The sequence below is a fragment of the Pseudanabaena sp. PCC 9330 genome (genome assembly GCF_055795045.1).
This window is the reverse complement of sequence record NZ_JAYFES010000103.1, coordinates 77,133-91,054: the sequence shown is the minus strand read 5'-3', so window position 1 is coordinate 91,054 and position 13,922 is coordinate 77,133. Positions and strand designations below refer to the sequence as shown.

General features: G+C 58.9%; 13 protein-coding genes. 1 reads left to right on the top strand and 12 read right to left on the bottom strand.

The annotated features are described in order from the left end of the window. Positions 1 to 77: 77 nt before the first annotated feature. The gene (locus AC0QKW_RS12865) at positions 78 to 926 is read left to right on the top strand and encodes a hypothetical protein (RefSeq protein ID WP_473151471.1); all 849 of its coding nucleotides are present in this window, start codon (positions 78 to 80) and stop codon (positions 924 to 926) included. A 33-nt stretch (positions 927 to 959) separates the two neighbouring features. On the opposite strand, the gene AC0QKW_RS12860 is transcribed toward AC0QKW_RS12865, so the two are convergent. The 12 genes from AC0QKW_RS12860 to bicA form a co-directional block, all read right to left on the bottom strand. Continuing rightward, positions 960 to 2,573, bottom strand: a complete 1,614-nt coding sequence (locus AC0QKW_RS12860; protein WP_473151470.1) for a cation:proton antiporter — start codon at positions 2,571 to 2,573, stop codon at positions 960 to 962. Between the two features lie 288 nt (positions 2,574 to 2,861). Beyond that, positions 2,862 to 4,595 (bottom strand): DNA repair protein RecN, encoded by a 1,734-nt coding sequence (gene recN, locus AC0QKW_RS12855; RefSeq protein ID WP_473151469.1) that lies wholly within the window; start codon positions 4,593 to 4,595, stop codon positions 2,862 to 2,864. 822 nt (positions 4,596 to 5,417) lie between these two features. Continuing rightward, complete coding sequence (locus AC0QKW_RS12850) at positions 5,418 to 5,612, bottom strand: hypothetical protein (protein ID WP_473151468.1); 195 nt, start codon at positions 5,610 to 5,612, stop codon at positions 5,418 to 5,420. Between the two features lie 740 nt (positions 5,613 to 6,352). After that, a complete protein-coding gene (locus AC0QKW_RS12845; RefSeq protein WP_473151467.1) occupies positions 6,353 to 7,018 on the bottom strand; it encodes a Na(+)/H(+) antiporter subunit B in 666 nt (221 codons plus the stop codon). Further along, the gene (locus tag AC0QKW_RS12840; protein ID WP_473151520.1) at positions 7,015 to 7,605 is read right to left on the bottom strand and encodes a DUF4040 domain-containing protein; all 591 of its coding nucleotides are present in this window, start codon (positions 7,603 to 7,605) and stop codon (positions 7,015 to 7,017) included. The genes AC0QKW_RS12845 and AC0QKW_RS12840 overlap by 4 nt, the downstream gene beginning before the upstream one ends. After that, positions 7,598 to 7,879 carry a monovalent cation/H(+) antiporter subunit G gene (locus AC0QKW_RS12835; protein WP_473151466.1) on the bottom strand — a complete coding sequence of 94 codons (282 nt, stop codon included), beginning with the start codon at positions 7,877 to 7,879 and terminating at the stop codon, positions 7,598 to 7,600. The genes AC0QKW_RS12840 and AC0QKW_RS12835 overlap by 8 nt, the downstream gene beginning before the upstream one ends. A gap of 71 nt (positions 7,880 to 7,950) precedes the next feature. Then, on the bottom strand, positions 7,951 to 8,211 hold the full coding sequence (locus tag AC0QKW_RS12830) for a hypothetical protein (RefSeq protein ID WP_473151465.1): 261 nt from the start codon (positions 8,209 to 8,211) through the stop codon (positions 7,951 to 7,953). Continuing rightward, positions 8,208 to 8,597, bottom strand: coding sequence for a Na+/H+ antiporter subunit E (locus AC0QKW_RS12825; RefSeq protein WP_473151464.1), 390 nt, complete (start codon positions 8,595 to 8,597; stop codon positions 8,208 to 8,210). The genes AC0QKW_RS12830 and AC0QKW_RS12825 overlap by 4 nt, the downstream gene beginning before the upstream one ends. Next, positions 8,594 to 10,027, bottom strand: coding sequence for a cation:proton antiporter (locus tag AC0QKW_RS12820; RefSeq protein WP_473151463.1), 1,434 nt, complete (start codon positions 10,025 to 10,027; stop codon positions 8,594 to 8,596). The genes AC0QKW_RS12825 and AC0QKW_RS12820 overlap by 4 nt, the downstream gene beginning before the upstream one ends. After that, positions 10,024 to 10,359: a cation:proton antiporter subunit C gene (locus AC0QKW_RS12815; RefSeq protein WP_473151519.1), complete on the bottom strand. Its 336-nt coding sequence runs from the start codon at positions 10,357 to 10,359 to the stop codon at positions 10,024 to 10,026. The genes AC0QKW_RS12820 and AC0QKW_RS12815 overlap by 4 nt, the downstream gene beginning before the upstream one ends. Before the next feature lie 331 nt (positions 10,360 to 10,690). Continuing rightward, on the bottom strand, positions 10,691 to 12,082 hold the full coding sequence (locus tag AC0QKW_RS12810) for a cation:proton antiporter (protein ID WP_473151462.1): 1,392 nt from the start codon (positions 12,080 to 12,082) through the stop codon (positions 10,691 to 10,693). 134 nt (positions 12,083 to 12,216) lie between these two features. Further along, on the bottom strand, positions 12,217 to 13,914 hold the full coding sequence (gene bicA / locus AC0QKW_RS12805; RefSeq protein WP_473151461.1) for a bicarbonate transporter BicA: 1,698 nt from the start codon (positions 13,912 to 13,914) through the stop codon (positions 12,217 to 12,219). Positions 13,915 to 13,922: the final 8 nt, after the last annotated feature.

Genomic DNA, 13,922 nt, shown 5'->3' with positions numbered 1-13,922 from the left:
GGTTTTACCCACACTGAGAGCATCTACGTTGCGAGTCTACCCGTCCGATCCTGAGTTTCTCTTCACCGGTTTTGTCTATGTTCCAGGAGAGTTCGCTGGACTTTAAGCTTGTGCAACGGGTGTGCCTACTGCAGCAGGCTCTCGACCAGGCTAAAGCATCTCTAGAAGATATGCAGGAGCAGGTAGCCAATCACGACATGCTCCAGGCTCATCTGGTGCAAACCGAAGAATATTCCAACGTTCAGCAAAAAATCATCCTCAACCTCAAGCAGCAGCTCGATGCCAAAGATCAGTGGCAGCACCAGGTGCTCGACCATCTGGTGGAAGGGATCAAGGGACTGGTGTCTGACCAGCAGATGGAGCTAGAGCGGCTGCGATCGCGCATTCACCAGGGCCAGGCCGAGGTGCAAGACTACCTGGTGCGGCTCAAAAACTATTACCAGAGCCTAGCCCTGGGGCGCCCCCCCGCCCAGGATCTAGATTTAAACTCGGAGGTGATGATTGCGCGATCGCTCACCGTCAGCCTTAGCAGCCAGCTGCAAGCCGCCCAGCAGCACATTCAGCACCTCGACACGACGCTGACCCGCCACCAAGTCACCCTGGCTCGGATGCAGGCCTACATCACTAGCACCAACGGTATGGGCGGGCCGATGCCAGACCACGGTGAGACGCTGGCCCCCACTACCCCGGCTCTAGAGGATGACCCCGTCGCTCTAAAAGCCATCATTGAGGCCCAGCGGCAAAAAATTGCCGAGCTCAGCAGCGAGCTAGGGCAGCAGTTTCACCAACAGACCAGCCTCAAGTACCGCTGCCAGGAGATCGCCGCCGAGCGCGACGGCCTCAAGCAGCGGGCGGTGGCCCTGAGCCTAGAGAATGAGGCGCTGCAAGAGCAGATTTGGTATCAGGAGGAGGACAGCGTCGGCTGAAGGGTGACGATGCGGGCGCACAGCTCCCTCACTCTAATGCGCCTCCCCAATGCGATCGGGTAGCACCCCTTCTAACAGCGGCGTCAGCGTTTCTTTGAGTTGTCCGGCGCGGATAAATTCGGCGTAGGTGTCGGCTTCGATCGCCAGCAGTTCTTCTCGCATTTGCTCGGAGGCAAACTCGCGCACAGTGTCATTTTGCTGTTCGAGCTTGGCCAGTTTTTCCTTGACTGTGTCCAACTCGCCATCGACTAGGGCCATCTGGTAGCCCACAAACTCGGGGTCAAACTCCTCATTTTGCTTCATGTCTTTGAGGCGATTCATGACGCGGGTGAGGGCAACCCGATGGGCGGTCAGCTGGCTGTACTCGATCTTCATGGGCTGGTCGCCCAGCAGGCCTAGATACTCTAGCAGTGGTTTGGTGGTCAACCCCTGCACAATCAGGGTGAAGAGCATCACCCCAAAGACAATGGAGATGATCTCTTGGCGATCGGGCAAAATAGCGGGCACACTCAGGGCTAGGGCCACCGAGACCGACCCCCGCAGCCCCCCCCACCAGAGAATAATCTGCCCCTTCACCGGCAAATCCATATCGGGACCGGTGACGGCGTTGCTGATGGCCCCCAGGACAAAGATGCTGACGGCGCGGGCGGCGATCATGAGGGCGATCGCAATCAAAATCTTGTCTAGCTCGTCGATGAGCCCCTGAAACTGCACCTGGTCACCGATCAGCAAAAACACGATGGAGTTGATGAAAAACGACATAAACTCCCAAAACTCAGACACCACCAGCCGGGTGCGGGGGCTCATGCCAATGCGCGAGCCAAAGTTGCCCAAAATCAGGCCCGTAGTCACCACGGCGATCACCCCCGACCCGCCCAGCTCTTCTGCCACTAAGTAGGTGCCGTAGGCCGACACCAGAGTCAGTGACTGCTCTACCAGAGGAATGTCGAACCGCTGGGTGAGAAACGACAGGCCAAAGCCAATGAGCCCGCCGATGCCAATGCCAATGCCCACAAACACCAAAAACCGGGCCACCGTCACCGACACGTCAAACTGCTCTAGGCCCAGGGCAATGCCCAATAGCAGGTTAAAGGCCACCACCGCCACGCCATCGTTAAACAGGCTTTCGCCTTCCATGACCGTGGTGAGCTTTTTGTCGACCCCCAGCTCGCGAAACAGGGCCACCACCGACACCGGGTCGGTGGCCGACAGGCTGGCCCCCACCAGCAGCGCCGTGGCCAGAGACGCCCCAGCAAAGGCTTGCAGCCCGAATGCCAGGGCGCTAACGCAGATAATCACGCCGACGATCGCATAGAGCACCACAGGCACCGCGTACTGCTTCAGTCTTTTCCAGTTGAGGTTCCATGCGGCCTCAAACAGCAGCGGCGGCAAAAAGATAAACAAAATCAGCTGGGGCGACAGGTTGATCAGCCGCACATCCAGCACCGCCAGACCCAGGCCCACCAGCAGCAGCAGCAGGGTGTAGGGAATGTTGCGCAGCACGCTAAACATCCGCGACAGCGTGGCTACCCCCAGCGACACCGACAGCACCAGGCAAAACTGGCGCAGGTGCGCTTCAATGGCGGGGTCTTCGAGCAGCAGCGACGGATCCTCCAGCAGGGGTTCGATGGTGAGGAGAAAATCCATAGGTGCTGGCCCCAACTTTTAGAACGCGACGGCTTGAGGCTGATTTTCGACGACGAAAGCCCAGTGTGGCTGAGACCTAACAGTGATTTAACCTCAGGTTAGGATAACGCCCTCCCCTTCCCCGGAGGGGTGCCCGGAGGGCGGGGTGAGTCAAATCGCGCCTGTACAGGGGTTGCGTTGGGCAGCTAAAGGGCTTGATGCCAGAGTAGACCCACCCCTAGCCCCTCCCTGGGAGGGGAAGTTGGCCAGTTGTTAGCCTGGTGAGCTGTAGAAAACTGCCCATCAACATCACAGCTTTTCGCGAATGCTGTCGGCCTGGGACAACAGCGCCTCCGCAAAGGAGAGAGACTGCTGGTGCGACTCGCCCCCCGCTAGCTGGGCCAGCTCCTCCCGCCGCTCTGTCTGCGAGAGGGGCAGCACTCGCACAACCGTTCGTTCTCCCTCGGTACCGGTAGCCTGACGCCCTTTGGCAGCAGCTTCCACAATGTGCTTGCCTACTCGATAGTGGGCATCGGCCAGGGCGGCAACCATGGGCTGGTGGGTGACGCAGAGCACCTGGTGCTGGCGACCCAGTTGGTAGAGCTTTTCGGCGATCGCCTGGGCCACCCGCCCCGACACCCCCACATCGATCTCGTCAAACACCAGGGTGCCCACCGGGTCTACTTGAGAAAAGCAGGCCTTCAGCGCCAGCAAAAAGCGGCTCATCTCGCCGCCCGAGGCGGTCTCGGCCAGGGGTTGCAGCGGTTCGCCGGGGTTGGGGCTAAACAAAAATCGAATGCCGTCGGCCCCGGTAGCGCTAGCAGCAATGGGCTTGAGTTCGACCTGAAACTGCACCCGATCCATAGCCAGGGGTTTGAGTTCGTTGATCAGGCGGGTCTCTAGCTTTTGGGCCACGTCCTGGCGGAGCTGGGTGAGTTTTGTGCAGGCATCCCCCAAGATTTCCTGGGTCTTTTCGACCTCGGCCTCTAGAGCCTCAATGGACTGGCCTTCGCCCGATAACTCAGCTAGGGATTGAATCACCTCGTCGCGGTAGGCCACTAGCTCGGGCAAGGTGCGGCTAAAGCGGCGGCACAGGGCCTTGAGCTGGCGCATGCGTTCTTCCACTTCTTCGAGCCGCTGGGGGTCGGCCTCGACGCTGGCCCCGTAGGCGTTGATGGCGCGCCCAGCTTCTTCGATCTGGGTGAGGGCTTCGCTGACCATGCCCAAAATCGAGGTAATGGCCGGATCGTAGCGTTCCATGTCGATGAGGATGGCTTCGGCTTTGCCCAGCAGGTCGGCGCAGGCGCTTTCCCCGGCATCGCTTTCGTAGAGAATTTGGTAGGCCGCGTAGCTGTTTTGCTGGAGGTCAACGCTGTGGTTGAGGCGATCGTGCTCTTGGGCCAGGAGATCTAGCTCGTTGGGGTCGTCGAGCTGGGCCTGCTCTAGGTCGTGGCGGTGCATCTGGAGCAGGTCGAGCTGGTCGCGGCGCTGCTGGTCGGCTTTGCGACGGGTATCTAAGCGTTTTTTGGCCTGGGCGGCGGCTTCGTAGGCGATCGCGACCTGCTGGCGCTGGGCCACCAGGCGGGCACCGCCAAAGCCATCGAGCCACTCTCGCTGGCGATCGCCCGAACCCAGCAGCACCGTCTGACCCTGGGCGGTAATTTCGACCAGTTTTTGGCGTAGCCCTTCGAGCTGGGGTCGGGTGGCGGGGCTGCCGTTGAGAAACGATCGGCTGCGCAGGGTTTTGCCCAGGGTCAGCTCGCGCCGCAGCACCAGCGCCCCCTCGGCGGCGGGGAACTCCTGCTCGGCTAGCCAGGTGTGGATTTCTTTGGGGACGTCGAAGCTGGCTTCGACCAGGGCTTTTTGGCTGCCCGATCGCACCAGTCTTTGATTTGCCTTGCCCCCCAGCACGGCATCGATGGCGTCGAGAATGATGGATTTGCCTGCTCCGGTTTCGCCCGTCAGCACGTTTAGCCCCGCCTCTAGCCGCAGATCGAGCTGGTCGATCAGGGCAAAGTTCTCGATGTGCAGGGCCGTTAGCATGGGGGCAACGTGTTAGTACCCACGTATTTTACTGGGAAGTCCTGTGGATACGCTGCTGAAATGCGTAGGATTTAAGGGGCTAGCCGTCCTGCGAGTAGAAAATCAGCCACTGCTAAAACCATCACGCTGCCTTTGATGCGCTGGGGGCAGCAATGATGTCATCGTCTGCTACGACATCATTGCCCAGTACTGGCCTCAGCTAGGAGTGTTCCAGCTAAATACTTGTTTGGGATCTCACTGCGGCAGGCCCAACGCGACGAGTGCGAGTCCTTGAAAGGGGTGTTTTTTAGTTGGGATACTCTAGAGACTGCGGCCTAAAGCATCAGACCAGTTAGCCCTCGTTCTAATGCTGAGCATTGGAATGCTGTTTGCCCCTGGTCGTAGGGTGTGTTCCCGGCCCCGGCTCACCTCGGCGAGGGGGCAATGCGCTTTACCTTGGCCGTAACGCACCGTTCGAGCAAGCGAGACACTCTATCGGGCTCGGTAGTATATTACGGCCCCAAGGCGGAGCCTGTGAGGCTTTGGGCGGATTCGTGAGCCAGAAATGAACCCTACACGTGGAGCAGACGCCCGCCGTTCGTTCTTAATAGCTGCCTCACGAGTGGAGCCTAGTATGGTTACAGTAAGGGCTATTTGAAGGGAATTGGGCTATTACTTATAGCGGTTCCTGAACGCATAAGGTACACCCCAACGGAGAGAAGCCCTGCAATTTATGGACTCGGGCAACTGACATGTACCTCATCCGAATGAGAACCGCTATAGACCACCTGGCCGCAGGCCATTACCCAGACGCCCCAACCCTCTATGAAGCCGGGCTCAACGCTAATCCGCTTGTCGCTGCTGAATATCTGACCAGATTTCATCCAGGCTTAAGTCATCTAGCCACTGGTGACGGTCTTGAGAGGAATCGCCGCTGCCCGTTTCAAACTGCTTAAAGAAACGAACCGCATTCACATAGCCCAGATTATCCATCAACGTCTTGAAGGCTAATTGATTAATCTCTGCCAGCGTCATCATAATCTCCTAACTATTGGTTACTTCCATAAACCAAGTCACTGGGTTAGTCACACGAACACCTAGATCTTCCCTCCGAGCTATTGCCCTACGGAGAAGGCGATCATCTGTGGTGAACATAGCATCAACCCCTGCAAACTCAGCACAGGCAACATGTAATGCATTGAAAGCCTGAAACCCAAGGTTTCTCAAGTCGCTAGCTCTTATCATTATGCTCTCTGTTACAGTCACACGCTCAGAGGCAATTGCCAATGAGTCAATGAGTCTTTGTTTCCGGATTGGATCAGGAGTGCGTTCAATTTCGGATTCAATGGCGGTGCTGCTCACCAAGCTCCAGTCAGAAGTCTGACACTGCTCTAAGATTGCCAAAATGGCTTCCGCTTCCAAGCGGATTCGAGATTGCGACCAGTCATCAAATGGCCGATTGAAGCAACAGACATCCAAATAAAGCCGATAGGGTATTCACCTGCTCCTACCACCCCTTGCAAGACCCAACTCAATAGGGAATCAGGTTATTGCGCAAAGTTTAATCTATCTTGCGATCGCGTGGGCGAAAGTCAAAAGTAGGGTAAGCATTGCCCACCACCCACTCATTCACCCACCACCCACCCCTCAAATATCCAGTAATGGTAGAAGACAGACCGTGAGCAGTGCTCCCCCAAAGTGTTTAGCTGGCGATTCCTTCGGATAGCTTCGCTAGCGCGTGGGTAAAAGGTGGGCAGTGACTACGGCTTGGATTGGGTTTATAACAACCCGCGATAGCGAATAAACAGCAGCGTCACCGCCCACGATCCCAGGGCCACCTTGACCGCCACCAGCACATTCAACAGCGGAATCATGCCACCGCTCAGCAGAGTGCCAAACTGCCCCGGCGGCGGCTCTACCCCCACCAGCACCAGCACCGCCAGCACAATGAAAACCAGCACCGAAACCTTCTCCCAAGCGGCGGCTCTCCAGCGTTCGTAGATCGCCTGCATCCACTCGGGGGATGCGGCGGTAATGGCGATCAGGCCGATCGCCGTGCCCCCGGCCACCCCCGCCGCAAAGCCCCCCCCAGGGCTGAGGTGGCCGCGAATGGCCAGCTCAATGCCCACCAGGGCCGCAATGGTGGCCCCCAGCCGGGCCAGCACCACCGACGGTTTGTCGCTAAAGCTCACGAAGGCAGTGGTGGGGGCTTCATCCGCCAGCAAATATTTGCAGCCCATGATGGCGACAGTAAAGACCACCACCTCAAAAATGGTGTCGTAGAGGCGGTTGCGCAGAATAATGCCCGACACGGCGTTGGGAATGCCGGTATCGGCGGCGATCGCCTCTACCACCGCCAGATCAGCCTCCGCCGTTACTGGGTCTGGCAAAATCATCATTTTGATAAAAAACAGCACTCCCGCCGTTATATAGACCCAGATCATAGGTGTTCCTCCGTTAAGGCCGCAGAGTTAGGCGAAAGATCGATCTCGCCATCGCTGTAGAGTTTGCTCTGGGCGATCGCCCCGGGCAGTTCTTCGGCAAAAATGTCGTACAGCCGCTGTACCCGCACAAAAATGTGAGGGACGCCCTCATCACTGGTCAGCCCAGCCCGATTCATCCGACAAATACCATGTACTTCCTTGGCCGCGAGGGCCTGGTGCAAGGCCTGGTCATCGCTGTAGGGCACCAGCTCCAGCCGCAGTTGGTAGCGTTTGAGCAGCGATCGCAGGTAGTCGAGCAGCGGCTGCCACTGGAGGTTGTGCTTCACGCCCTCGCCCTCCAGCACCCCCAACCGCATCACCAAAGACGATCGCACCGCCACGGCATAGAGCGTCACCGCCAGCATGGTGCCCACCAGCGCCTCGGTCAGGGCCACATCGGCCCCGCCCAGCATGGCGTATATTAGGGCGGCGATCGCCCCCAAAATCCCCCGCATGATCAACGCCTGGTAGGGGTTGACCTGAAAAACCACCATCGCCCCCGCCAGGGGCAGCAGCAGCATAATGGCGTACACGTAGCTGTTATCCATCATGGTGAACCTCCTCGGTGGCGCAGTAGGCCAGCACGTAGCCCAGTACCGTATTCCAAAGCGCCAGGGAAATCAGCGCCAGCACTAGCAGGGGCCACTCCTGGGGAATGCGCAGCAGCAGACCAAAGGCGATCGCCATCGACCCCAGGGTGTCGGCCACCGACAGCGTATGGAGCTTGTAGAGCACCGATCGCCGCCCCAGCAGCGGCCAGGTGCCCCAATACCAAAACACCAGGCCAATAACAATACAGGTGTAACTGAGAAAATTAATCATGTTAGATCTGCCGCTCGAATTTCCTGGGCAAAGCGGTTTCTAAAATCGCTATAGAACAACACCACCATCCCTCATGTATTCATGCCGTCGTTGACCCGTTTAATAATGTGGGCCAGCAGCATCAGGGCCGCATTACCCACGCTGAGAATTAGCACCCCGACCACACCAATCATCCAGTCATCCTGTAACACCGCAATCACCAAAATCATCACCGAGGTTTTGGTGGCAATACTGGCGAAGGCCAGCATGCGCTGCCAGATATCTTCATCCTGCAACGCCTCAACCATCGGAATCAGCAGAGCGCCAATCATGGCTAGCAAAACCAGGGTCATGGAGCTTCCTCCCGCTGAATGTAGTGAACTTCGTACCAGCCCTGCTCGCGATAGTGCTGCACGATGGTTTTGGGGGTAAAGGTAATCAAAAAGATATCGAGAAAAATCAGGCTGGCAGACCGGCGGGGTTTGGCCCGGTTGACGACGACCACCTCATGCCGGTGGGGCCAAATCATAATTTCAAAGGCTTCTTTGTAGGCCTGGGGAATGGCCACCACCACTTCCCATAGGGTGCGCAGCCAATCTTTTAGCCGACCAGGATTGGTCGCTCCCCGAGGCAGCAGAAGCGACACTGCGACCCCAATCAAAATGTTGGCCCAGCTGAGGTCAGCGGTGAGCAAAAACCAGATGGCCAACCGCAAAATTATGTTGAGATATCCGGTCATGCAAACACCATGCCAAACAACACCATTAGCATCAGACTCATCACCCCGATCAGGTGATCAAACTCTTCTAAAACCCGAGGTAGCTTCACCCCTACCCGCCGAATCACCAGCAGATAGAGCACCCAGCCCAGGGCAATAGTCCCAAGGGGTTTGGCCACATTCGCCCAGGAGTAGGCGTCGTAGTAGACCACATTGGCCCCCACCAGCCCTGCCAGCAGCAGCAGCACCGCCGGCCAAAAGCCCGGCTTCACCGCCTGCCCTTTATCCTGGGCAAAGGGCAAAAAGATGAACTTGGCAAAGGAAATCGCCGTGCCCAGGGCTGCCAGGTTCATGGCGATCACCTGCCAGGGCAGCAGGTTTTTCATGGTCAGCACCTTGGCCCCAAAGCCCGACAGCAGCGGAAAGCCCGAAATCGAGAAGCTGGCCACCACCAGGGCAATCCAGATGGGGGTGTGGATGGGCTGATGCTGGAGGTCTTTGAAGCTGCGGCTGGGCAGTGCCCCGGCGGTCAAAAACAGCGCCGCCTTTACCAGCCCGTGGGTGAGGGCGTAGAAGCCGCCCACCTCGGGGGCCGCCAGCACAAAGCCCATCTGCGACACGGTGTGGAAGGCCAGCATGCGCTTGGTGTCTTTCTCAAACATGGCGTAGGCCACCCCCAGCAGCGCCGTCCCCGCCCCAAAAATTCGCACGATTGGGTCGATTTCTCCCAGCATTAGCGCCAGGCGGGCCAGGGGAAACACCCCCGCCTTGATCACCACCCCCGACAGCAGCGCCGACACCGGCGTCTCCGACTCGGAGTGGGTCGGCGGCAGCCACAGCCCCGACACAAAAATGCCCCCCTTGGTCAGCATGCCGAGGAACAGCAGCGCCCAGGCCTCGATCGGAGCCCCCGCCAGGGCCGCAAAGGCAAAGGACTGCTGGCTGCGATAGACCAGCGCCACCCCAATTAGGTAGAACAGCATGGCGGTGTTGCTGACAAACAGGTAGCGCAGGGCCACCCATAGGCTGCGCCCGGTGCGCGGGTAGGCAATCAGCAAAAAGGCCGCGATGCCGATCACCTCCAGCGCCACGTACAGGCTCATTAGATCGGCGCAGACAAAGGCCGCATTGACGCTGCCGTGGAGAATGATGATCTGGGTGTAGAAAAAGCTGGTTCTGCCGCTGTACCAGCAGTAGAGAATCACCGCCGCCGTTACCAGGGCATTGGTGAGAATGAAAAAGGCGCTGAGTTCGTCGGCCATCAGGGTGACGCCGAAGTTGTCGAGCAAACGCCACTCGAAGGGCACCCCTTGCCAGAACAGAACCAGGGCGTAGGCCATCGACGCCAGGGTGACCCCGACGGCAAATATGCGGTCTGCCTGGGGCAGCAGATAGATGCTGAAGCCGACAAAAAACGGCAGCATCAGCCAAATTAAGGTAGCCAACGTCATGGCCGGTATTCCTCCTCGATCGCACGGGTTTCCAGGGTGGGGTTATCCTTCGCCAGCTTCATCACCCCCACTAGCATCAGCGCCTGAATGGAGAACCCAATCACGATCGCGGTCAAAATCACCGCCTGGGGCACCGGGTCCGCGTAGGGTCGCGCCGCCCCACCGTCGAGAATGGGGGTAAACGTGCCCCCCTGGGCCGCCACCAGCACAAACAACGCGATCACCCCGGTGCTCATCACATCCATCGCGATGATTTTCATCACCAGGTTTTCTTTAAGCAAAATACCGAAAAAGCCAAGCAGAATCGTGGCGTAGACACAGGCGTAGAGCATGGGTCGAGAGAGTGTGGGGAGTAGATGGGTAGGGAGCGGGGGGTGGGGAGATGAGGGCGATCGCAGCCGCCCAAAGGCCCGCTTGCAGAACACCCGTTTACAGAACAGGGGTTTAAACCGATGATCGATCAGTTCTTTCTGGGAAGACCAGGACGACCAATTTTTGTTTGCGCCCCTGTGGGGGCGACGTCCCTGGTCGTAGGCCGGAGGACGCGCGGAGCCGGGGGCTGGGGCCAGCGAATTGGCCCCAGCAGCAGATTTAGTTTTCACCCCCAAATGTGTGCCGCCCAGCTCCTAGGCAAGAACTACGGGACTGACGCTGCAAGAGAACCTAAGAGGCCACGTCAGCGGGTTCGGGAACCGCCTCCGCTGCGATCGCATCCGTCTCACTGCCCTTAAACGCAATCCGCAAAAACGGCGGGGCCAGAAATGTGGTAGCAATCACCATAATGATGATCGCCGCCTCCAGGGGCTTCGTCAGCACCCCACTGGCCGAGCCAATGCCCGCAAACACCAGCCCCACCTCGCCGCGAGGCACCATACCAATGCCGATCGCCAGCTTATTTAGCGGTTGGCCAAAGGTTGTCCAGCCGGTGATCACCTTGCCCACGATCGCTACCGCCAGCAAGAACACCGCAATCACCAGCCCCTCGCGGTTGGCTGCCACTGCCGGGTTGAGCACCCCGAGGTCGGCCTTGGCCCCCACTGTCACAAAGAAGATCGGCACCAGAATGTCGGCAATGGGCATGATCTGGCGATCGAGCTCCTTGCGCTTGTCGGTTTCATCGAGCACCAGGCCCGCCGCAAAGGCTCCCAAAATCGCCTCCAGGTGAATCACATTGGCGAAAAACGCCATCAAAAACGCAAAGGTAATCGCCGGAATCACCAGGTTGCCTCGGGTTTGCAGCTTGTCTGCGATCGCCACAAAGGAGCTATTAAAAAACTTGCCTAAGAAAATCGCCCCCAGCAAAAACCCCGTGGCGCTGGCAATCAGATACAGCACATTGATCACATCCACTTCGCCGGTCTTGGCCAGACTGGCCACCACCGCCAGCACGATGATGCCGAGCACATCGTCGATCACCGCCGCGCCAACGATAATCTGGCCCTCTGCCGACTTCAGCTGGCCAATCTCTGAGAGCACCTTCGAGGTAATGCCAATGCTGGTCGCCGTCAGCGCCGCCCCGGCAAAAATCGCCGGAATTGTCGGCACGTGGAACAGCAGCATCAACCCCGCTGTGCCCAAGCCAAAGGGAGCCACCACCCCCACTACCGCTACAATCGCCGCCTGGTAGCCCACCTTTTGCAGCTCTCGCAGGTCAGACTCCAGACCAATCTCAAACAGCAGAATGATCACCCCCAGCTCTGCCAGCACCGAGATCACCTCGCTCTGGCTGCGGAAGACCTCTGCCACCGTCTCGGGGGTGAGCCCGCCCAGCCACTGTAACAGCCCCATCAGCTGAGAGTCGGCGGCGGTGGCTCCGCTCTCAGGAAACATGATCAAATGCAGGGCCGACACCCCCACGACCACCCCGGCTACCAGTTCACCTAAGACCGGCGGCAGGTCGAGTAGCTTAGACAGCTCGCCCCCCAGCTTGCTGGCGACATAGATCACCACCAGGCTGAGCAGCACTCCAGCCAGCACCATTGGCCCAATTTCGGCCCCAGTTTCAGCAGTGGCCAACAGCGGCCATCCTGCGATCGCAGACAAAGCACAATTCACTATCGATACCTCCTTAAAACCTTGCAATACAGATATGGCAAATTTCATGCGGGCGCAGCACACCATGAGGCTGCCCCTTGCCCCCTCATGAAGGAGAGCTGTAGGTAACCCCGATGACACACCCGGCGAAGAATCTAGACCGCCGTGGCTCCTGGCTCAGCGGCGAGGGATGGCTCTAGGCCGTCTTGAACCGCCAGCAATTGCAGCGCCGCCTGGAGCGCTTCGGTGCGAGTGGCGACCAGGTGCTCAGCGGGCACAAACCGCAGCACGCCGAGCTTTTCGAGACGACTCAGGGTTTTGCCCTGGGCCCCGACCACAAACACCTGCCGTCTGGCATCGCTGGCATCTTGAATGGCATTTTCTAAGGCCAGGGCCGCCGTCACCCCCAGGTGGGGCACATCCTGCAAGTCCACAATCAGCACATCGTGGGCCGCCATCGCGGTCTGCTCTTGGGCGATCGCCCGCGCCACCCCAAAAATCATCGGGCCATTGAGGTGAAACACCAGCACCCGACCATTGGCCTGATCCATCAGCGTCTTGTCTTCAGGGCTCATGGCCACATCGTCGTCAAAGTCGGTGATGGTGCGCACCTGCTCAGACTGAAGCTTGCTGAGGCGATCAATGGTGAGCATGTTGGCGATAAACACGCCCACGCCCACCGCCACGATCAAATCTACAAACACCGTGAGAAACATCACGCCATACATGATGGCGGTGCCTTTCCAAGACACATTGTGGGCGCGCTTGAGAAAGCTCCAGTCGAGAATGTCAAAGCCGACCTTGACCGCGATACCCGCCAGCACCGCCAGGGGAATGGTTTTGGTCAGGGGCGCAGCCCACAGCACCACCACCAGCAAGATGCCTGCCCGCACTAGGCCCGACAGGGCGGTTTTGCCCCCGGCCTGAATATTTACCACCGTGCCCATGGTGGCCCCGGCCCCCGGCATGCCGCCAAACAGACCCGACATCAGGTTGCCGATACCCTGACCGATCAGCTCTTTATTGGCATCGCTCTGGGTGCGGGTAATGCTGTCGGCAATCATCGCCGTCAGCAGGGCGTCAATGCAGCCCAGCATGCCCAGCACCAGGCCATTCACCAGCATGGTCTGCACCTGGCCCGGCCCAAAGGTGGGCAGCTGCAGCGACGGCAGCCCGGTGGGTATTTCGCCAATCAGCCGCAGGTCAGCATTGGGAAAAACCACCAAAGCCAGCAGCGTGCCACCGATGAGCACCAACAGCTGGGGCGGCACCCACCGCTTAAACTGCTTGGGCATCAGAAACAGCACCGCCAGGGAAAATACCCCCAAAGCCACCTCTACCGGGTCGAGGGTAGACACCATCTCTGGCAGGCTGGTGAGGGTGCCAATCACGCCGCCCTTGGGGGTGGCGTGGCCCAAAAACGGCCCTAGCTGCAAGATGATCAAAATGATGCCAATGCCCGACATAAAGCCCGAGATCACCGGGTAGGGCATCAGCGTCACGTAGCGACCCAGCTTGAGAAAGCCGAAGATGATCTGAAAAATCCCGGCCAGCATGGCGACGGTAAAGGCCATGGCCATACCGTTTTCGGGGTCAGAGGCGATCAGCTGGGCAATGACGGCGGTAAACACCACGGTCATCGGGCCAGTGGGCTCTGAAATTAGCGTCGGCGTGCCCCCAAACAGCGCCGCAAAGAAACCGACAATTACGGCCCCGTAGAGGCCCGAGGCGGCTCCTGCCCCCGAGGCCACCCCAAAGGCCAGGGCCATTGGTAGGGCAATGACCGCAGCGGTAACGCCCCCAAACAGGTCTCCGCGCACATGGCGGAAGTTAATGTGATTTGTGATGCCCATCGCAGCAC